13 protein-coding genes are annotated in these 19,764 nt (G+C 71.2%); 1 reads left to right on the top strand and 12 read right to left on the bottom strand.

From position 1 onward, the window contains the following. Nucleotides 1-22: 22 nt before the first annotated feature. The 7 genes from selB to ACX12L_RS05005 form a co-directional block, all read right to left on the bottom strand. Nucleotides 23-1,975: a selenocysteine-specific translation elongation factor gene (gene selB, locus ACX12L_RS05035; RefSeq protein WP_459261589.1), complete on the bottom strand. Its 1,953-nt coding sequence runs from the start codon at nt 1,973-1,975 to the stop codon at nt 23-25. A gap of 23 nt (nt 1,976-1,998) precedes the next feature. Continuing rightward, nucleotides 1,999-3,456 carry an L-seryl-tRNA(Sec) selenium transferase gene (gene selA / locus ACX12L_RS05030; RefSeq protein ID WP_459261588.1) on the bottom strand — a complete coding sequence of 486 codons (1,458 nt, stop codon included), beginning with the start codon at nt 3,454-3,456 and terminating at the stop codon, nt 1,999-2,001. Beyond that, the gene (fdhE, locus tag ACX12L_RS05025) at nt 3,456-4,454 is read right to left on the bottom strand and encodes a formate dehydrogenase accessory protein FdhE (RefSeq protein ID WP_459261587.1); all 999 of its coding nucleotides are present in this window, start codon (nt 4,452-4,454) and stop codon (nt 3,456-3,458) included. Before fdhE ends, selA begins: the two co-directional genes overlap by 1 nt. 83 nt (nt 4,455-4,537) lie before the next feature. Next, complete coding sequence (locus ACX12L_RS05020; protein WP_459261586.1) at nt 4,538-5,182, bottom strand: formate dehydrogenase subunit gamma; 645 nt, start codon at nt 5,180-5,182, stop codon at nt 4,538-4,540. Further along, nucleotides 5,179-6,087 (bottom strand): formate dehydrogenase subunit beta, encoded by a 909-nt coding sequence (gene fdxH / locus ACX12L_RS05015; RefSeq protein WP_459261585.1) that lies wholly within the window; start codon nt 6,085-6,087, stop codon nt 5,179-5,181. The genes ACX12L_RS05020 and fdxH overlap by 4 nt, the downstream gene beginning before the upstream one ends. Nucleotides 6,088-6,090: 3 nt before the next feature. Then, nucleotides 6,091-9,171, bottom strand: coding sequence for a formate dehydrogenase-N subunit alpha (gene fdnG, locus ACX12L_RS05010; RefSeq protein ID WP_459261584.1), 3,081 nt, complete (start codon nt 9,169-9,171; stop codon nt 6,091-6,093). Between the two features lie 145 nt (nt 9,172-9,316). Further along, complete coding sequence (locus ACX12L_RS05005; RefSeq protein WP_459261706.1) at nt 9,317-10,522, bottom strand: MFS transporter; 1,206 nt, start codon at nt 10,520-10,522, stop codon at nt 9,317-9,319. A gap of 183 nt (nt 10,523-10,705) precedes the next feature. Here ACX12L_RS05005 and uvrA point away from each other — a divergent pair, with 183 nt between their 5' ends. Continuing rightward, nucleotides 10,706-13,768 carry an excinuclease ABC subunit UvrA gene (uvrA, locus tag ACX12L_RS05000; RefSeq protein ID WP_459261583.1) on the top strand — a complete coding sequence of 1,021 codons (3,063 nt, stop codon included), beginning with the start codon at nt 10,706-10,708 and terminating at the stop codon, nt 13,766-13,768. A gap of 40 nt (nt 13,769-13,808) precedes the next feature. Here uvrA and ACX12L_RS04995 read toward each other — a convergent pair whose 3' ends face one another. The 5 genes from ACX12L_RS04995 to pyrF all read right to left on the bottom strand — a co-directional run bounded on the left by ACX12L_RS04995 (nt 13,809) and on the right by pyrF (nt 19,722). Next, a complete protein-coding gene (locus ACX12L_RS04995; protein ID WP_459261582.1) occupies nt 13,809-15,776 on the bottom strand; it encodes a methyl-accepting chemotaxis protein in 1,968 nt (655 codons plus the stop codon). A 128-nt stretch (nt 15,777-15,904) separates the two neighbouring features. Beyond that, nucleotides 15,905-16,879, bottom strand: coding sequence for a M14 family metallopeptidase (locus tag ACX12L_RS04990; protein WP_459261581.1), 975 nt, complete (start codon nt 16,877-16,879; stop codon nt 15,905-15,907). Further along, complete coding sequence (locus ACX12L_RS04985) at nt 16,876-17,868, bottom strand: Bug family tripartite tricarboxylate transporter substrate binding protein (RefSeq protein ID WP_459261580.1); 993 nt, start codon at nt 17,866-17,868, stop codon at nt 16,876-16,878. The genes ACX12L_RS04990 and ACX12L_RS04985 overlap by 4 nt, the downstream gene beginning before the upstream one ends. A gap of 119 nt (nt 17,869-17,987) precedes the next feature. Beyond that, nucleotides 17,988-18,881, bottom strand: coding sequence for a LysR family transcriptional regulator (locus ACX12L_RS04980; protein WP_459261579.1), 894 nt, complete (start codon nt 18,879-18,881; stop codon nt 17,988-17,990). 16 nt (nt 18,882-18,897) lie between these two features. Continuing rightward, on the bottom strand, nt 18,898-19,722 hold the full coding sequence (gene pyrF, locus ACX12L_RS04975) for an orotidine-5'-phosphate decarboxylase (protein ID WP_459261578.1): 825 nt from the start codon (nt 19,720-19,722) through the stop codon (nt 18,898-18,900). Nucleotides 19,723-19,764 lie beyond the last annotated feature (42 nt).

The raw sequence follows: 19,764 nt of genomic DNA, 5'->3' as shown, positions 1-19,764 counted from the left end.
TATCCATTTCTAAATCAGCCGATTACTTTGTCGGCTTCGCTGTGGCCGTACTTGTTGTACCGTCTTCTTCGCCGCCGAACAGCATGCAGTCGCCGCGCAGCCGGTGCGTATCCGCCACGCGGCGCGTGAAGCCCGCGCGGTCGAAGTATTCCAGAATCTGTATCGCCCGTTTGCGCCCCAGGCCGGTCACGTCGCGGAAACCGGCCGCGAGCACCACTCCGTCGTGCGCCGCGCCCACCTGGCGCGTCAATGCGGCCAGGCGCCGCATGGCGGGCGGGGGGTAGAACAGGTCCTTGATCACCTGGTGCAGTTCGCCGCGGCGGGCCAGGCGCGCCAGGGTGGTGCGCACCAGGGGCTCGGGCTCGCCGGCGTCGCGCGCCAGGTCGCGCGCCCAGGCGCCCTCGAAGCCGGCGGCGGCCAGGGCGGGCCCGACCTTTTGCGCGATGCGTTCCTCGGTGGCCGACAGTTGCGCGCCGTGGCTGGGCAGGTGCGCCACGGCGCCGCGCTGCACCACCCGGCCCGCCTGCGCAAGCCGCGCCAGCAGGGCTTGCCACAGGGCGGGCGCCAGGCGCGGCGCGGCCAGGCGGCGCCAGCGGGCGGCGTCGGGGCCGAGCTCGTCGGGGTGCTGCTCGTGAAAGCCCTGCAGCGCCGCCAGCGCGGCGGCGGCCAGTGCCTCGGCCTGCGCGGCCCCCAAGGCCCAGCCGTCGCGGCCCAGGCTGCCATCGGGCGGCGCCGGCGGCAGCGCCAGCCCCTGCGCGGCGGCAAAGCGTGCCAGGTCCACGCCCTGCGGCGCCACGGCCAGCAATGCGGCCAGGCGCTGCCCGGCGCCGGGTTGCTGCAGCGCCGCCAGTTCCGCCAGGCGCTGCGGTGTGCGCCGGTAGCGCGTGGGCGCCTGCGGGTCCAGCACCTGCCCGCCGGCGATGGTGCGGCTGGCGGATGCGTCGCGCAGCAGCACGCGTTCGCCATGCCAGGCGCCCAGGGGCGCCTGCAGCACCAGTTGCGCCAGCGCCGTGGCGCCGGGGGCGAGCGGGTCGGCATCCAGCAGCGCGACGGTGGCGTTGCAGTGCGCCGCGCCTATGTGGGCCTGCACATGCGCGCCGGAGCGCAGCGCCTGCGCCTCGCCCGGCCACAGCGTGAGCCGCAGGTCCAGGCGCGCGCTGGCCAGGGCCACGGCGGGCGAGGTGAGCCACTGGCCGCGCGCCACCGCCTCGCGCGCCAGGCCGGCCAGGGCCACGGCGCAGCGCTGGCCGGCGTGGGCCTGCGGCACGGGCCGGTTCTGCGCGTGCAGGCTGCGCACGCGGGCCTGCAGCGGCACGCCGCCCGCGGTGGGGCCGATGGCCAGTTCGTCGCCCACGCGCACGCTGCCGGCGTGGATGGTGCCGGTGACCACCGTCCCCGTGCCGTCGAGCGTGAAGGCGCGGTCTATGGCCAGGCGCAGGCCGTGCGCTGCGCTGGCTGCCGCCGGCTGTGGTGCGGCCCGGGCGGCGTCGAACAGCAGGCGGCGCAGCGCGTCGATGCCGGCGCCGGTGTGCGCCGACACGCCCAGGACGGGCGCGCCGGCCAGCGCCGTGCCGTGCAGCAGCCGGGCCATCTCGGCGTGCACGGCGGCCTGCCGTTCGGGCGTGGCGCGATCGGTCTTGGTGATGACCACGGCGCCGCGGCCTATGCCCAGCAGCGACAGCACGGCCAGGTGCTCGCGCGTCTGCGGCATGGGGCCGTCGTCGGCGGCCACGAGCAGCAGCGCAAACTGGATGCCGCTGGCGCCGGCCACCATGGTGTGCACCAGGCGTTCGTGGCCGGGTACGTCGATGAAGCCTATGCGCCCGCCCGACGGCGTGTCCAGGTAGGCGTAGCCCAGCTCGATGCTGATGCCGCGCTTTTTCTCCTCGGGCAGGCGGTCGGTGTCCACGCCGGTGAGGGCGCGCACCAGCGTGGTCTTGCCGTGGTCTATGTGGCCTGCGGTGCCTACAATCATTTTGATAGCTGTTGGCGCTTATCTCACAAGCGCAAGAGGCCGATTTGGTTGATGAATGCCTGGGCGTCTTCCAGGCAGCGCATGTCCAGCAGCAGGCGGTCGTCCTGTATGCGGCCTATCACCGGCAGCGGCAGCGCGCGCAGCGCCTGGGCGAGCTGCGCGAGGGCGCGGCCCACGCCCCGGGCATCCACGGGCGCAAGCGCCAGGCCGCTGGATGCCAGGCGCTCCACGGGCAGCGAGCCGGAGCCGATCTGGCCCTGCAGCGCCACCGGCTGCACGCTGTAGCGCGGCGCCAGGGCGGCCTGCAGCGCGGGCAGCACGGCGCGCGCCGTGGCCTCGATGTCGGCCAGCGGGCGCGTGAGCAGGCGCAGCGTGGGCAGGTCCTGCGCCAGGCGTTCCGGGCGCAGGTACAGGCGCAGCGTGGCCTCCAGCGCGGCCAGGGGCAGCTTGCTCATGCGCAGCGCGCGCTTCATGGGGTGCTGGCGGATGCGCGCCACCAGGTCCTTGCGCCCCACGATCAGGCCCGCCTGCGGGCCGCCCAGCAGCTTGTCGCCGCTGAAGGTCACCACGTCGCAGCCGGCCTGCAGCATCTGCCGCGGCGTGGGTTCGCGCGGCAGGCCGTAGGCGCCCATGTCGATGAGGGCGCCGCTGCCCAGGTCGGTGGCCAGGGGCAGGCCATGGGCGTGGGCGATGGGCGCCAGCCGCGCTTCGTCCACCGCGCTGGTGAAGCCCTGCACGGCGTAGTTGCTGGTGTGCACCTTCATCAGCAGGGCGGTGCGTTCGTTGATGGCGCGTTCGTAGTCGTGCGCGTGCGTGCGGTTGGTCGTGCCCACCTCGACCAGCCGGGCGCCGGCGCTGGCCATCACGTCGGGCATGCGGAAGGCGCCGCCGATCTCGACCAGCTCGCCGCGCGAGACGATGACTTCCTTGCCCGGCGCCAGCGCCGCCAGCGTGAGCAGCACGGCGGCGGCGTTGTTGTTCACCACGGTGGCGGCCTCGGCGCCGGTGAGCTCGCACAGCAGGCTCTCGACGATGCCGTCGCGGTCGCCGCGGCTGCCGCTGGCCAGGTCGTATTCCAGGTTGTTCGGGCCGGCCATCATGGCCTGCATGTGCGCCAGCGCCGCCTGCGGCAGCAGGGCGCGGCCCAGGTTGGTGTGGATGACCGTGCCGGTCAGGTTGAGCACCGCGCGCATGGCAGGCTGCAGGCGCTGGCCGATGCGCCGGGCCAGGGCGTCGGCCAGCGCGCCGGGCGCCACCTGGCTGCGCGGCAGGGCGCCGGCCAGGGCCTGGGCGCGCAGCGCGGCCAGCAGCGCGCGCGCCTCGCCGGCCACCAGCGTGTGGCCGTGGGTTTCGACCAGGGCGGCGCAGGCGTCCAGGCGCAGCAGCTTGTCGAGCGCGGGCAGGTCCTGGGGCCGTGCGGCGGGCGGGGGGCTGGGTGAGGCCGGGGAACCGTGGACCACGGATTCTTCGGGCAATGCCATCAGCTCCCTCCGGGCCCCGCGTCGCCGTCGCCAAACAGCAGCAGGAGGTTCACGCCGTGGCGGTTGAAGCCGGCCTCGGACACCAGCAGGTCCAGCGTGAGCGTGGCCAGGTCGTCGGCCAGCGGCTCCACATGCAGGTCGCGCGCCACATGCATGGTCTTGAGGTAGTGGCGGCAGCCGTCGCAGGTCTCGGCCTCGACGGCGGCGCGCGCGGCCGAGGGCTTGCCGTCGTCGGCCAGCGCCCGCAGCGACTGGTAGCGGATGCCCTGCGTCGCCAGGCAATGCGTGCACTGGATGCGGTTCATGTGCCACTGGGCGCTGCACAGCGCGCAGTGCAGGTAGCGCTGGCCTTCCTGCTGCCCGCCCAGGCGCGTGATGCTGGCTGTGGCCAGGCTGCCGCAGCAGGGGCAGCGGGTGGCATCCGCCGGCACGCGGAACGCCTCGGGCTGCGCGGCCCCGGTCGCCGCCAGCAGATGCGTGAAGTACAGCTGCAGGCCGGCGGCGATCAGCGGCGCGGCGGCCAGGTCCAGCCCCAGCGTGATGCCGGCCAGCAGGCGGTCGGCCTGCTGCTCCAGCGCCGCGTCGGGCAGGTCCATGACGCCCTGCACGCCGGGGCGCGCCGGGCTGTCGGCGGGCAGCTTGTCCAGCACCTGCCGCAGCAGGGCGCGCAGTTCGCCGCGCCACTGCAAGGCGCGGGGCCAGCGCTCGGTGGCCAGCAGCGGCGCGCCGGACTGCGCCGCGGCGGCGATCTGCGCGGCATCGGGCAGCGGCACCCCGGGGTATTGCTGCAGGCGCGCGTGCTGGGCCTCGCAGACCACGGCCATGAGCATCAGGTAGTCGCGCATGGCGTGGCCGGCCGCAAGCTCGCGCAGGCGCAGCGCGCGCTCGGCGAACACGCGCCGGGGGTCGGGCAGCAGCAGGCGGGGGATTTCCAGGCCCGAGCGCAGCCGGATGTCCTCGGGGCTGGGGCTCTGGCGGGTGGTGGGGCTTGGGTTCAAGGCTGCAACAAGGTCAAAAAAGGCTGCCGGCAGTGTGCACCACCGCGCGGCAGCCAGGGCCAGTCAAGGGGTGTGGAACAGGTTCATTCGTGGGCCTTCGGGGCTTGCCGCTGCATCTGCTCGCGGTACCACAGGGGGTGGTGGTGCTTGGCCCAGCCCGCGCTGACGCTGCCGCGCACCATGGCGCCCAGCGTGCCCTTGACCCACAGGGCCGCGTAGGCATGCACGATCACGGCCAGCACCAGCACGAAGGCCGCCACGGCATGGGCCAGCACGGCGATGCGCTGCAGCCAGATAGGCACGCTGGAGGCGAACCAGGCCTGCCAGAACAGCAGGCCGCTGCCCAGCAGCACCAGCAGGCAGAGCACGAAGGCCCAGAAGACCAGCTTTTGCCCGCCGTTGTACTTGCCCACCGGCGGCATGACGGCCTTGTTGCCCTCGGACACCATCTTGCCGGCCGATTGCAGCCATGCCGAGTCCTCGTCGCGCCATACGTTGGCGCGCACGAACGCGAAGAACAGGCCCAGGAACAGCACGAACATGGCCAGCCCCAGGTAGGGGTGCAGGATGCGCGCCCACTGCGGCCCGCCGACGAGCGCCGTGAGCCAGAACAGCGCCGGGTGGAACAGCGCGAAGCCGGACACGGCGGCGAGCACGAAGCAGGTCGCCACGGCCCAGTGGTTGGAGCGCTGGCCGGCGTTGTAGCGTTGCAGCTGAAGCTTTTTCATGACTGCTCTCCTTGTGTCCTGGAGTCACCGGCGGCGTACTCCTCGTCCTCCTCCGGCACTTCCAGCGGACCCTTGCGCAGGTAGTGGAACCAGCCGGTGAAGGCCGCGCCGGCCATCACCGCCAGCGCCGCCGGCTTGGTCCAGCCCTTCCAGGCCGAGACCCAGGGGCTGATGCTGGGTTCCTTGGGCAGGTGCGTCAGCTCGGGCTGGTCGGCATGCTTGAGCACGTACATGACATGCGTGCCGCCCACTCCGGCCGGGTTGTACAGGCCGGCGTTCTGCCAGCCGCGCTCTTGGAGCTCGGCGGCGCGCTCCTGGCCGCTGGCCACCATGTCCTCCTTGGTGCCGAAGGTGATGGCGCCCGTGGGGCAGGTCTTCACGCAGGCCGGCTCCAGGCCCACGCCCACGCGGTCCGAGCACAGGGTGCACTTGTAGGCCTTGTTGTCCTTCTCGCTCACGCGCGGCACGTTGAACGGGCAGCCCTTGATGCAGTAGCCGCAGCCGATGCAATGCTCGCTGATGAAGTCCACGATGCCGTTGGCGTACTTCACGATGGCGCCCGGCGAGGGGCAGGCCTTCAGGCACCCCGGGTCCTCGCAGTGCATGCAGCCGTCCTTGCGGATCAGCCATTCGAGCTTGTCCTTCTCGGGCTCCACCTCGAAAAAGCGCATCACCGTCCAGGACTGGGGCGTGAGGTCGCTGGGGTTGTCGTAGACGCCGATGTTGCTGCCGACGTCGTCGCGCAGGTCGTTCCACTCCATGCACGCCACCTGGCAGGCCTTGCAGCCTATGCACTTGGAGACGTCGATGAGCTTGGCGACCTCGGGCACATGGGCGCGCGCCCGCGGCGCCGGGGTGGTCGTGGCCGAGCGGGCGACCACGTCTTGCGATTGCAGACTGGACATGGCTCACACCTTTTCAACGTTGACGAGGAAGGCCTTGAACTCCGGCGTCTGCGAGTTGGCGTCGCCGACGAAGGGGGTCAGGGTGTTGGCGATGTAGCCGGGCTTGGTCTGGCCGGTGAAGCCCCAGTGGAAGGGTATGCCCACCAGGTGCACCTTCTGGCCATTGACCGGGAACGGCTTGATGCGCTTGGTGACCACGGCCTTGGTCACGATGTGGCCGCGGTTGCTGCTCACCTTGACGCTGTCGCCGTGCCGGATGCCTTTCTCCTTGGCCAGCTCCTCGCTGATCTCCACGAAGGACTCGGGTTGCACGATGGCGTTCAGCCGCGCGTGCTTGGTCCAGGTGTGGAAGTGCTCGGTCAGGCGGTAGGTGGTGGCCGCGTAGGGGAACTCCTCCTTCTTGCCGAAGGCGTCCATGTCGCTCTTGAACACCCGCGCCGCAGGGTTGCTGACGGCCTTGGGGTTGTCCGGGTGCAGGGGGTTGACGCCGATGGGGGTCTCGAACGGCTCGTAGTGCTCGGGGAAGGGGCCGTCCGCCATGCCGATGGCGTGCAGGCGCGCCACGCCCTCAGGGTTCATGATGAACGAGCCCATGCCGATCTCGGGCGCCGCCGTGGGCAGCATGTCCGGGATGTCGGCCCCCGTCCAGGCCTTGCCGTTCCAGTACTCGTACTTCTTGTTCGGCGCCCAGGGCTTGCCGCTCGCGTCGGCGCTGGCGCGGTTGTACAGGATGCGGCGGTTGGCCGGCCAGGCGAAGCCGAAGTTCTGGTACACGCCCAGGCCGCTCGGATCGTCGAGGCTGCGGCGCGCGGTCAGGTTGCCCGCCTCGCTCCAGCAGCCCGAGTAGAGCCAGTTGCCGCACGCCGTGGAGCCGTCGTCGCGCAGCATGGCGAAGCCCGGTAGCTGCTGGCCGGCCTTGACCAGCACTGCGCGCGGCGCCGACGGGTTGGCCGGATCGGCCGGCGCCAGCACGTCGCCCAGGGCCTTGCCGCTGATCTCGCGCAGCAGCTCGGGGGCCGAGGGCTCGTGCGGGCGCGCATAGTCCCACGTCAGGTTCAGGATGGGCTCGGGCAGGGCGCCGCCGTCCTTGGCGTACATCTCGCGCAGCTTCAGGAACAGCAACGCCATGATTTCCGAGTCCGGCTTGGCCTCGCCCTGCGGATCGACGGCGCGGTCCTTCCAGAGCGCGACGCGACTGGAGTTGGTGAGCGTGCCTTCCTCCTCGGCAAAGCAGCAGCTGGGCAGGCGGAAGACCTCGGTCTGGATGCTCTCGGTCTTGACGTCGTTGAGCGCGCCGTAGTTCTTCCAGAACTCGCCCGTTTCCGACTCCAGCGGGTCGATGATGACCAGGTACTTGAGCTTGGCCAGCGCCGACGACAGCTTGTTCTTGTTGGGCACCGTGGCCAGCGGGTTGAAGCCCTGCGAGATGAAGCCGTTCATCTTGCCCTGGTGCATCAGCTCGAACAGGTGCATGGCGTCGTAGCCGCCGGCGAGCTTGGGCACCCAGTCGTAGCAGAACTGGTTCTCCGCCGTCGCCGCCTTGCCGTAGTACGACTTCATCAGGCTGTTGAAGAAGCGCGGGAAGTTGCTCCAGTAGTTGAACTGGTTCGGCCGCATGGCCTTGGGCGTGCAGCGCTTGAGGTACTTCTCGTAGGTGTCGTCGGCGTCGGTGGGCGCGCTCAGGTAGCCCGAGAACACCTCGGCATAGGCGTTCATGTCGGTCACGCCCTGCACGTTGGAATGCCCGCGCAGCGCGTTCACGCCGCCGCCCGGGCGCCCCATGTTGCCCAGCAGCAGCTGGATCATGGCCATGGTGCGGATGTTCTGGCTGCCCACGGTGTGCTGCGTCCAGCCCAGCGCGTACAGGATGGTGCTGGTCTTGTCGGGCGCGGACATCTCGCCGAGCATCTCGCAGATCTTCAGGAACTTGTCCTGCGGCGTGCCGCAGATGTTGCTCACCATCTCCGGCGTGTAGCGGCTGTAGTGCTTCTTCAGCTGCTGGTACACGCACAGCGGATCCTGCATGGTCTCGTCCACCAGCACGTACCCGTCCGGGCCCATCTGGTAGCCCCAGCTGGACTTGTTGTACTTGCGCGTGGCCTCGTCGTAGCCGCTGAAGATGCCGTTGTCGAGCTTGAACTCCGGCTTGGTCAGGAAGGTGGCGTCGGTGTTGAACTTGACGTATTCGTGGTGAATCTTGTCATTGCTCAGGAGCCAGTTGATGACCCCGCCCAGGAAGGCGATGTCGGTGCCGTTGCGGATCGGCGCGTACAGGTCGGCCACTGCCGAGGTGCGGTTGAAGCGCGGGTCGATCGAGATCAGCCGGGCCTTGCGCTTTTGCATTGCCTCGACCACCCATTTGAAGCCTACCGGGTGGGCTTCCGCGGCATTGCCGCCCATCACTATGATCAGATCGGCATTCTTGATGTCGGTCCATGAATTGGTCATCGCTCCGCGACCGAAAGTCGGGCCCAGACTGGACACCGTCGGCGCGTGTCAGACGCGTGCTTGCGTATCGATCCCGACCATCCCCAGGCTGCGCGCAACCTTGACGGTGAGATAGCTCGACTCGTTGGTCGAGGAACTGCACATCAGGAAGCCGGTGGTCGTCCAGCGGTTCACGGTGGTGCCGGCGTCGTTCCTGGCCTGGAAGTTGGCGTCGCGGTCCGCCTTCATGTGCCTGGCGACGCGGGTCAGGGCATCGTCCCAGCTGATGCGCTTCCATTCCTTGCTGCCCGCCTCGCGCACCGAGGGATACTTGATGCGCGCCGGAGAGTTGATCATGTCCATCACGCCCGCGCCCTTGGGGCACAGCGAGCCGCGGCTGACCGGATTGTCCGGGTCGCCCTCGATGTGGATCACGTGGTTCTTGGCGTTCTTGGCGCCGTCCCCGAGCTTGTAGATCAGCATGCCGCAGCTCACCGAGCAGTAGGGGCAGATGCTGCGCGCGACGGTGGCGCTGGCGAGTTTGAAGGCGCGGGTTTCAGCGAGTGCGGCTGCGGGTGAGAAGCCCATTGCCACCAGACTCGACCCGACCAGCCCCGCCGCGCTCACGCGGAAGAACTGTCTGCGGTGCATGTCCATGACTTGTCTCCTGAATTGTTGAGCGCCGTCGTGGGGATGGCGCGAGCCCCCCGTGGCGAGGGGCCGATTCAGTGTAGGCAAGGGGGTGCGGGGCAGACACCATGTAAACCCTTAAGAACCACGCGCACCGCCCGGCGCTGGCCCGTCAGGTGCCGGGGCGCAGATTCGCGCTGCCCGCGCCGGCCCGCCCCACGGGCTGCAGCGGCCAGGTGACGGCCAGCCAGGCCAGGGCCAGCACGGCGGTGGCGGCGAACAGCCCGCCCGCGCCGGCCCACTTGGCCAGTGCGCCGCCCAGTGCGCCGCCGGCGAACAGGCCCAGCGACTGCAGCGTGTTGTACGCGCCCAGGGCCGCGCCGCGCAGATGGGCCGGGGCCATGCGCGAGACCAGGCTGGGCTGCGTGGCCTCCAGCATGTTGAAGCCGCAGAAGAACACGAACAGCAGCGCGCCGAGCAGCGTTACGGTGGGCACGACGCCGCCGGCCGCCAGCCCCCCCAGGGCGGCCTGCACCAGCGCGATCAGGCCGATCGACAGCAGCAGGGCCCCGCGCAGCCGCCCGCGCCGCTCCATGGCGAACAGCCCCCCCATGGCGACGACCGAGAGCACCAGCGCGGGCAGGTAGACGTGCCAGTGCACGTCCTTGGGCAGGCCCGCCTGCACCAGCATGGCGGGCACGGCCACCCACATGGCCATCTGTATGGTGTGCAGCGCGAACACGCCCAGGTTCAGGCGCAGCAGGTCGGCATGGCGCCACACGTCGGACAGGCGGCCCTGCGGCGTGTCGCCGTGGTGGCGGGTTTCGGGCGGCACCACCCACAGGATCAGCGCCACGCCGCCCAGCGCCAGCGCAAACGTGAGCACGAACAGGCCCTGCAGGCCGATGTAGGCGGTGAGGAAGGGAGCCGCCACCAGCGCCACGGCGAACATCAGGCCGATGCTGATGCCCACCAGCGCCATGGCCTTGGTGCGCACGGCGTCGCGCGTCTGGTCGGCCAGCAGCGCGGTGACGGCGGCCGACACCGCCCCGGCGCCCTGCAGCGCCCGGCCCACCAGCAGGCCCATGACCGAGTCGGCCAGCGCCGCCACCAGGCTGCCCGCGGCGAACACCAGCAGGCCGAGCGCGATGACGCGCTTCCTGCCGAAGCGGTCGGACGCCATGCCCAGCGGCAGCTGGAAGAACGCCTGCGTGAGCCCGTACATGCCCATGGCCAGCCCCACGAGCGCGGGATCGTCGCCGCCGGCGTACTTGCGCGCCTCCAGCATGAACACGGGCAGCACCAGGAACAGCCCCAGCATGCGCATGGCGAAAATGGCCGCCAGGCCGAGGCTGGAGCGCCGCTCCAGCGCCGTCATGCGCGAGGCGGGGGCCGCAGCGGCGGGCGGGGATGAGGGGGTGGTGGTGTCCGACACGGGTGCAATCGGTGCTCAGGCAAAACCCGCATTGTGGCGCAGCGCGGGTTTCCCGGTTCCGGCCAGGGGCCTGGCGCGCATCGGGCGCTGTCCTATCATGGTAGGTTTTCTTCGAGCACCCCAGCGATGGCCGATACCGCCCCACCACCCGCCCACCCGCCCGCACCGGACGCCGGACGCCCGCTGGCCCAGGTGCTGCGCGGCGCCGGGCAGATCAGCATCCGCGGCGCGCGCACGCACAACCTCAAGAACATCGACCTGGACATCCCGCGCAACCAGCTCGTGGTCATCACGGGGCTGTCGGGCTCGGGCAAGTCCAGCCTCGCGTTCGACACCCTGTACGCCGAGGGCCAGCGCCGCTACGTGGAAAGCCTGTCGGCCTATGCGCGCCAGTTCCTGGGGCGGCTGGACAAGCCCGACGTGGACCTGATCGAGGGCCTGTCGCCGGCCATTTCCATCGAGCAGAAGGCCACCAGCCACAACCCGCGCTCCACCGTGGGCACGGTGACCGAGATCCACGACTACCTGCGCCTCTTGTACGCGCGCGCGGGCACGCCCTACTGCCCCGACCACGGCCTGCCCCTGGCCGCGCAGACCGTGAGCCAGATGGTCGACGCCGTGCTGGCCCTGCCCGAGGACACGCGCCTGATGCTGCTGGCCCCGGTGGCGCGTACCAGAAAGGGCGAGTTCACCGAGCTGTTCGCGCACATGCAGGCGCTGGGCTACGTGCGCTTTCGCGTCGATGGCCAGATCTACGAGCACGAGAGCCTGCCGCAGCTCAAGAAGACCGAGAAGCACGACATCGACGTGGTGGTGGACCGCCTGAAGGTGCGTGCGGACGCCCAGCAGCGCCTGGCCGAGAGCATCGAGGCGGTGCTGCGCGTGGGCGGCGCTGAAGGAGCAGGCCGCGTGCTGGCGCTGGAGATGGACACGGGGCGCGAGCACCTGTTCTCAGCCAAGTTCGCCTGCCCCGTGTGCAGCTACTCCCTGCCCGAGCTGGAGCCGCGCCTGTTCTCGTTCAACTCGCCCATGGGCGCCTGCCCGGCCTGCGACGGCATCGGCCAGCGCGAGGTGTTCGACGCGGCGCGCGTGGTGGCCTTCCCCAGCCTGAGCCTCGCCAGCGGCGCCATCAAGGGCTGGGACCGGCGCAACGGCTACTACTTCGCCATGCTGGAGAGCCTGGCCGAGCACTATGGCTTCGACGTGGAGGCGCCGTTTGAATCGCTGCCGCCCAAGGTCCAGCAGGCCGTGCTGCACGGCTCGGGCGAGGAGGAGATCGCCTTCCGCTACATCCTCGACAGCGGCGCCAACAAGGGCAAGGTGTATTCCAAGAAGCACCCCTTCGAGGGCATCCTGCCCAACATGGCGCGGCGCTACCGCGAGACGGATTCGGTGGTGGTCCGCGAGGACCTCGCCCGCTTTCGCAGCAGCCAGCCCTGCCCCGAGTGCCACGGCACGCGCCTGCGCCGCGAGGCGCGCCACGTCAAGGTGGGCGAGGGCGGGCAGGCCCGAGCGATCTACGAGGTGAGCCATGCCACGCTGGCCGACGCGCATGGCTGGTTCGAGGCGCTCGCCCTCGCGGGCGCCAAGGCCGAGATCGCGGGCAAGGTGGTGCGCGAGATCACCACGCGGCTGCAGTTCCTGAATGACGTGGGCCTCAATTACCTGAGCCTGGACCGCAGCGCCGAGACGTTGAGCGGCGGCGAGGCCCAGCGCATCCGCCTGGCGAGCCAGATCGGCAGCGGCCTCACGGGCGTGATGTACGTGCTCGACGAGCCCAGCATAGGCCTGCACCAGCGCGACAACGACCGCCTCATCGCCACCCTCACGCGGCTGCGCGACCTGGGCAACAGCGTCATCGTGGTCGAGCACGACGAGGACATGATCCGCGCCGCCGACCACTGCGTGGACATGGGCCCCGGCGCCGGCGTGCACGGCGGGCGCGTGATGGCCCAGGGCACCTATGCCGAGCTGTGCGCCAACCCCGGCTCGCTCACCGGCCAGTTCCTGAGCGGCGCGCGCAGCCTGCCCGTGCCCGCGCGGCGCACGCCCTGGCTGCCGGTGCCGGAGCAGGCCGCGCCGCCCGAGGGGGATAAAAAACCGAAGTCGCGCTTTCCCGAGACGGCCGCCAGCCTGCGCAGAAAAGAGCGTATGGCCGAACACCACGCCGCGCAGGGGCGGCTGCAGGCCCTGCGCGTGCTGGGCGCCACGGGCAACAACCTGCGGGGCGTGAGCGTGGAGTTCCCCGTGGGCCTGCTGACCTGCGTGACCGGCGTGTCCGGCTCGGGCAAGAGCACGCTGGTCAACGACACGCTGCACAAGGCCGCCGCGCGCCAGATCCACCGCGCGCACGAGGAGCCCGCGCCGCACCAGGCGCTGGAGGGCCTGGACTATTTCGACAAGGTCATCAACGTGGACCAGTCGCCCATAGGCCGCACGCCGCGCAGCAACCCCGCCACCTACACGGGGCTGTTCACGCCGATCCGCGAGCTCATGGCCGAGACCAACACCGCCAAAGAGCGCGGCTACGGCCCGGGGCGCTTCTCGTTCAACGTGTCGCAGGCGTCCGGCGGCGGGCGCTGCGAGGCCTGCCAGGGCGACGGCGTGGTCAAGGTGGAGATGCACTTCCTGCCCGACGTCTACGTGCCCTGCGACGTGTGCCACGGCCAGCGCTACAACCGCGAGACGCTGGAGGTGCAGTGGAAGGGCCGCAACATCGCGCAGATCCTGCAGCTCACGGTGGAGGACGCCCACGCCTTCTTCAAGGACGTGCCCGCCATCGCGCGCAAGCTGCAGACGCTGCTGGACGTGGGTCTGTCCTACATCCGCCTGGGCCAGAGCGCCACCACGCTCTCGGGCGGCGAGGCGCAGCGCGTCAAGCTGGCGCAGGAGCTGAGCCGGCGCGACACGGGCCGCACGCTCTACATCCTGGACGAGCCCACCACCGGCCTGCACTTCGCCGACATCGCCCTGCTGCTCAAGGTGCTGCTGCAGCTGCGCGACGCGGGCAACACCATCGTCGTCATCGAGCACAACCTCGACGTGATCAAGACCGCCGACTGGGTCATCGACATGGGCCCCGAGGGCGGTGCGGGCGGCGGCACCGTGGTGGCTGCAGGCACGCCCGAGGAGGTGGCCGCCAACGAGGCCAGCCACACCGGGCGCTACCTGCGGCGGTATTTGCGATGAAATAGGCCTTTGGCGCCCTGTGGGTGGGCGCTCGTAGCTATCAACAGGCTAGCGCAAGGGCTGCCGGCCGGCGTGCGGGCGTGTCGCCGTCCGCTGCGCGGAACACCGCCACCGCCTGCACCAGGCCCTGGGCCTGTCCGCTCAGGCCGTCGGCGGCCGCGGCCATCTGCTCGACCAGGGCGGCGTTCTGCTGCGTCGTCTGGTCCAGAGCGGCGACGGCCTCTCCCACCTGGGCCACGCCGTTGGCCTGCTCCTGGCTGGCGGTGCTGATCTGGCCGACCAGGGCGCTTAGGCGCTGGATGCTGTGCACCACCTCGGCCATGGTCTGGCCCGCGGCGGCGGCCTGCTGGTTGCCCTGGTCCACGCGGGCGCGGCTGGCCTCGATCAGCGTGCGGATCTGCTTGGCCGCCTCGCCGCTGCGGCCGGCCAGGCTGCGCACCTCACCGGCCACCACGGCAAAGCCGCGGCCCTGTTCGCCCGCGCGCGCGGCCTCCACGGCGGCGTTCAGGGCCAGCAGGTTGGTCTGGAAGGCGATGCCGTCGATCACCTGGATGATGTCGGCCATCTGCTGCGCAGCCTCGTGCACGCCGCGCATGGTGGCCACCACCTGCTCCACGCTGGCGCCGCCCTGGCGCGCCATGTCGCGGGTGTGCTCGGCTAGTTGGCTGGCCTCGCACGCGGCCTCGGCGTTGTGCTGCACCGTGGCGCTGAGCTGCTCCATGGAGGCTGCGGTTTCCTCCAGCGCGCTGGCCTGGGCTTCGGTGCGGCCCGACAGGTCGTGGTTGCCCTGGGCGATCTCGCTGCTGGCCAGGGCCACGCCCTCGGAGCCGTGGCGCACCTGTGCGACGATGGGACGCAGCTGCGCGCGCATCCGCTGCTGGGCGGCGATCAGCTGGCCGACCTCGTTGCTGCCATGCGGCCGGTCGGCGCCGCTCAGATCGCCCCCGGCCACGGCGCGGGCCAGTTCCACGGCCTGCTGCACCGGATGGGTGATGGAGCGCACGAAGGCGCTGGCCAGGACCACGGCCAGCAGCACCAGGGCCGCGAGCGCGCCGGCCATGAGCCACAGCACGCGCTGCGCGGCGGCGGCCTGCTCCTGGACCAGGCCCAGCAGCGCGTCGGTGGCCCGGCCGCCGAGCGCGTTCGCGGCCTCGATGGCGTCCGTGAGGGTGTCGAAATAGCGCGTGGCGGGCACCTGCAGTGGGTCGGCCTCCAGCAGGCCTTCGTCCACCAGCCGCAGGGCGTCGGCGACATGCGCCTTTTCGGCGCTCAGTTCCTGCGTCAGCGCGCCCGTGAGGCCAGGGGCATGCTGCATGGCGCGCCGCAGGCTGGCCTGGCTGGCGGTGTCGAACTCGTCGGCGCGCGCGCGCAGGGCGCGCAGCTGGCCGCGGTTTTCGGGGGGCAGCTCGCCGCGCGCCAGCGCACCCGTGCCCATGGCGCGCATCTGGCCCAGTTGCTCGCCCAGCAGCGGCAGCTGCTGCAGCGCGGCCTGGATCAGCGCCTGGGTGTCGCGCCGGCTGCTGGTGCTCAGGCCGCTCGCGTGCAGCAGCTGGTCGCTCAAGGCCAGCAGCCGCGTCACCAGCTGGGTATGGCGTGCAAGGCTTTGTGCGGGCGTGATGGCGCGCTCGGCCACGCCTTGCTGCAGCGCCTGCCAGTCCTGGAGCAGGCGCGTGAGCTCCGCGGCCTGCTCGGGCGCGGCACTGGCCAGTTGCCCGGCCGTGGCCTGCAGTGCCTGGTCCAGTGCATCGCGCACGGCGGGCCGGCGTGCCGCCAGCTGCGCGTCGCCGCCCAGCAGCGCCGCCGACAGGCCGCGGTGGGTCTGCACGAGGCGCATGGCGCGGCCCATCTGCTGCAGTGCCGGCATGGCGCGTGCCTGCGTGCCGAGGGCCTGCACCTGATCGGTCATGCCGCGCAGGTACAGGCCGGCGGGCAGGGCGATCATGACCAGGGCGATGCCGCCCAGGACCAGGAACTTGTGCGACAGGCGCAGGCGGTCGAGCAATTGCATAATGTTTATACAAATGTAAGTAATTGCTCGAAATTTTAGGGCGGCCCTCGTAAAAGGACCGCCGGTTGCGCGTGCGCAACTCCCTAAAACGCGTGAGTCTTGATGCAGGCCAAATTTTGGCTGGGGTGTTACAGCGCGCGCCTGGTGGCGTAGCGCACCACGGTCACGCCGGCGCGCGCCTGGCGCGTGCTGGGCATGACGAGCACGCAGTCGTCGTACGGCGTGGCCACGGGCTCGCCGTCGTTGTCCCCTATCACGGTGCCGGCCTTCGCGATGACTTCGAGCCCCTTGAACGGCCCGGTGAACCGGAAGCGCCCGCTTGTGGCGACCACGGGACCCGTGACCTCCAGCGCCCATTGGCGTGGCGCGTCGGGCAGGCGCCAGCCGGGCAGCAGGCGGCCGAGCGCGTCCGCGTCCAGCGTGCCGGCCGCCTGCAGGAAGCGCAGGCACTGGTCCTGCGCCACGGCGCGGCTGGCGGCGGCGCCGTGGAAGCCGCATTCGACGAGCAGCGAGCGGCTGTCGCCGGCCGCCTCGTCGGGCAGGCCGAAGCGCCCATAGTCGCGCATGCGCGTGCCGTCCTTGTGGCCGGCGTCCACCACGACATGTTCGGGCGCGGCCATGGCGCGCGCCAGTTCCAGGTTGCGCGGCTGCATGCCGGTGAGCAGCAGCGGAGCGCCGGGCTCGTGCATGGAATGCAGGTCCAGCAGCCAGTCGGCCTCCCGAACGAAGGGGCGCAGCTGCGCGCAGCGGCGGCGCTCCAGCGTGTCGGCGGCGTCCATGCGCGCGTCGCTCCACTGGCGGTTCATGTCCTCGTCGACGAAGCGCGAGGCATCGTGGTCCGCGGCATCGAACCGGTCGAACGCCGCGAGGTTGCACAGCGCCAGCGTGAGCGTGCCCGCCTGCGGGCGCACGCCCGCTTCGAGCAGGCCCTTGACCGCCCAGGCGCCGCACAGCTCGTTGCCGTGGATCAGGGCGCTGATCATCACGTGGCGGCCCGGCCGGCCGGAGTCGAAGCGCCACACGCCCTCGGTGCCGGTGTTGCCGGCGCGCCAGGGGCCGAGATCGGGCGCGGGCAGCGCGAAAGTCAGGGGAGCGCTCGTCATTCCTCGATCCTGGCGAACTCGATGATCTTCTTGTACTTGGCGACCTCGGCGGCGAGGAACTGGTCCACGTCCACGCCGGCCGAGGCCACGGTGGAGCCCGAGGCCTCCATGCGCTTGCGGAAGTCGGGCGACTCCAGCGTTTCGTTCAGCGCCTTCTTCAGCCGCTCGGCCACGGGCCTGGGCAGGTTGGCCGGCGCCATGAGGGCGAACCAGGTGCCGATGTCCACGTTCTTGTACTGCGCCGACTCGGCCAGCGCGGGGATGTCGGGCGCCGCCGCCGAGCGCCTGGCCTCGGTGGTGCCCAGCGCGACCACCTTGCCGCTCTTGATGTGCGGCAGGCCGCTGGAGAGCACGAACACGCCGAACTCCAGGTTGTTGCCTACCAGGTCGTTGGTGAGCGGCGCCACGCCGCGGTAGGGGATGTGCGTCATGAACAGCTTGCCCTGTTCCTTGATCATCTCGCCCGCCAGGTGCAGCGAGGTGCCCACGCCCGAGCTGCCGTAGCTGAACTTGCCGGGGTTCTTGCGCACGCGCTCGGTGAACTCGGCGATGTTCTTCACGCCGGTGTGGGTGCCGGCCACCAGCACCAGCGGCTGCGAGGCGACGAGGCCGATGGCCGTGAAGTCCTTGATGTCGTACTTGACCTTCTTCGTGACCAGCTTGTTGATGGCGATCTCGTTGTTGGCGCCCACCAGCAGCGTATAGCCGTCGGGCGCGCTGCTGGCCACCTTCTGCGCGCCGATGGCGCCGCCCGCGCCGCCGAGGTTCTCTATCACCACGGGCACGCCCAGGCGGTTGGACAGCTCCGCGCCCACGGCGCGGCCCGTCAGGTCGGTGCTGCCGCCGGGCGGGTAGCCCACGACGATGGTGATGGGCTTGCTGGGGTAGGCCGGCGTCTGGGCGAAGGCCGCGGGGCTGGCGGCGGCGAGCAGCGCGGCGCCGGCCAGCAGCGCGCGGCGCAGCGGGGCGGGGGTGCGGGAAGGATGCATGGCGTTCTCCATGGGCAGGGTGGGGTGCCTGCATTGTGGAAGCGCACCGTCGCCATACGGTGCCGAAGTGGCACCAGGCCGTGCATTCTGTGCACGCGGCATACGGGTTTGTGCGGGGGCTACTTGCGCGCCAGCGTGCCCCACAGCGCCTCGGCCCAGGGCGAGAGCCGGCGCTTGGGCCGGTACATGCGCACGTCGAAGCGCACCTCCATGCGCTCGTCGCCCGCACGGGCCAGCCGGCCGGACTGGCAGTCGGCATGCACCATGGACCAGGGCAGCCAGGCCACGCCCAGGCCGCGCAGCACGTATTCGTGCTGCGCGTCGGCCGAGTCGCACTCCACCACGCGCGCCAGGCGCGGTGCCAGCGGGTCGTGCGCCAGGTGGTCCTCCACCAGCCGGCCGAGCGCCAGCGTGTGCGAATAGGCGAGGTAGGGCACCGCGTCCGCGCCGCCGAAGTGGTGCAGCGGCGCGCCGCCCGCGCGGGCGCGCGCCACGGGCACCAGGCGGTCGGAGGCGAGCGTGAGGTGGGTGAACTGCCGCGCGTCCAGGCGCACGGCGAGCGAGGTGTGGTGGTAGGCCAGGGTGAAATCGGCCTCGCCGCGCTCGATCATCGCCACCGACTCGGCCAGCGCGCAGGTGCGCACGCGCAGTTCGCCCCCCTCCAGCACGGGCTGGATGCGGGCCAGCCAGTCGGCCACCACCGTGCGCGCCAGGGTGCGGCCCGTGGCCAGGGTGACGGTGCGCGCCTGCCGCCCGGCGATGGTGCGCAGCTCCTCGTGCGAATGGGCCAGGTCCTGCGTCATCTGCTGCGCGGCCTCCAGGAAGGCCAGGCCCGCGGGCGTGAGCCGCACGGGGCCGCCGCCCTGCTCGGTGAGCGGCGTGCCGGCCCAGGCCTCCAGAGCGCGGATGCGCCGGCCGAACGCGGGGTGGGTCACGTGGCGCAGCTCGGCCGCGCGGGTGAAACTGCGCTCATGGGCGAGCGCGATGAAGTCCTCCAGCCACTTGAGTTGCATGGCCGGAGGCGGGTGGCTAGCCGCGCGCGGCGTTGAGCGCGGCGCGCGTGGCCTGGGCGGCGCTGCGCGCGGCCGCGGCGAAGTCGGCCCCGCCCGATGCGTAGAGTACGGCGCGCGACGAGTTGACGATGATCGGCCCGTCCTCGCGCAGCCCGGCGCGCACGGTGGCGGCGGCGTCGCCGCCCTGCGCGCCCACACCGGGGATCAAGAGCGGCAGCGTGGGCGCCAGGGCGCGCACGCGCTCGATCTCGGCCGGGTAGGTGGCGCCCACCACCAGGCCCAGCTGGCCGTTCTTGTTCCACGGCCCTTGCGCCAGGCGCGCCACGTGCTCGTACAGCAGCGGCTGGCCCTCCACGCTGGCCAGGCGCTGGGTCTGCAGGTCGTCGCCGCCGGGGTTGGAGGTGCGGCACAGCAGGAAGGCTCCCTTGCCGTGGTACTCCAGGTAGGGCGCGATGGAGTCGAAGCCCATGAAGGGCGAGAGCGTCACGGCGTCGGCGCCGTAGCGCTCGAAGGCTTCGCGCGCGTACTGCTCGGCCGTGGAGCCGATGTCGCCGCGCTTGGCGTCCAGGATCACCGGCACGTGCGGCGCATTGGCGCGCATGTGCTGCATCAGGCGTTCGAGCTGGTCCTCGGCGCCGTGCGCGGCGAAGTAGGCGATCTGCGGCTTGAAGGCGCATACCAGGTCGGCCGTGGCATCGACGATGGCGGCGCAGAAGTCGTAGATTTTGTGCGCCTCGCCGCGCACCGACTCGGGAAAGCGCGTGGGCTCCGGGTCCAGGCCTACGCACAGCAGGGAGTCATTGCGCGCCGTGGCGTCGCGCAGCATGTCGAGAAAGGTCATGGCCGTGATTTTAGGCAGGCGTTGCGCGGGCCCGGCACAATC

Source organism: Alicycliphilus sp. T452 (assembly GCF_054512775.1).
The sequence above is the reverse complement of the archived record's forward strand: the minus strand, read 5'-3'. Positions and strand labels throughout refer to the sequence as shown.

What these genes read in the sequence shown, in the direction of transcription:
- ACX12L_RS04980 (WP_459261579.1), bottom strand. Translation starts at nt 18,881, where the DNA reads ATGCAACTCAAGTGGCTGGAGGACTTCATCGCGCTCGCCCATGAGCGC.
- ACX12L_RS05020 (WP_459261586.1), bottom strand. Translation starts at nt 5,182, where the DNA reads ATGAAAAAGCTTCAGCTGCAACGCTACAACGCCGGCCAGCGCTCCAAC.
- ACX12L_RS04990 (WP_459261581.1), bottom strand. Translation starts at nt 16,879, where the DNA reads ATGACGAGCGCTCCCCTGACTTTCGCGCTGCCCGCGCCCGATCTCGGC.
- uvrA (WP_459261583.1), top strand. Translation starts at nt 10,706, where the DNA reads ATGGCCGATACCGCCCCACCACCCGCCCACCCGCCCGCACCGGACGCC.
- ACX12L_RS04995 (WP_459261582.1), bottom strand. Translation starts at nt 15,776, where the DNA reads ATGCAATTGCTCGACCGCCTGCGCCTGTCGCACAAGTTCCTGGTCCTG.
- ACX12L_RS04985 (WP_459261580.1), bottom strand. Translation starts at nt 17,868, where the DNA reads ATGCATCCTTCCCGCACCCCCGCCCCGCTGCGCCGCGCGCTGCTGGCC.
- pyrF (WP_459261578.1), bottom strand. Translation starts at nt 19,722, where the DNA reads ATGACCTTTCTCGACATGCTGCGCGACGCCACGGCGCGCAATGACTCC.
- fdxH (WP_459261585.1), bottom strand. Translation starts at nt 6,087, where the DNA reads ATGTCCAGTCTGCAATCGCAAGACGTGGTCGCCCGCTCGGCCACGACC.
- selA (WP_459261588.1), bottom strand. Translation starts at nt 3,456, where the DNA reads ATGGCATTGCCCGAAGAATCCGTGGTCCACGGTTCCCCGGCCTCACCC.
- ACX12L_RS05005 (WP_459261706.1), bottom strand. Translation starts at nt 10,522, where the DNA reads ATGACGGCGCTGGAGCGGCGCTCCAGCCTCGGCCTGGCGGCCATTTTC.
- selB (WP_459261589.1), bottom strand. Translation starts at nt 1,975, where the DNA reads ATGATTGTAGGCACCGCAGGCCACATAGACCACGGCAAGACCACGCTG.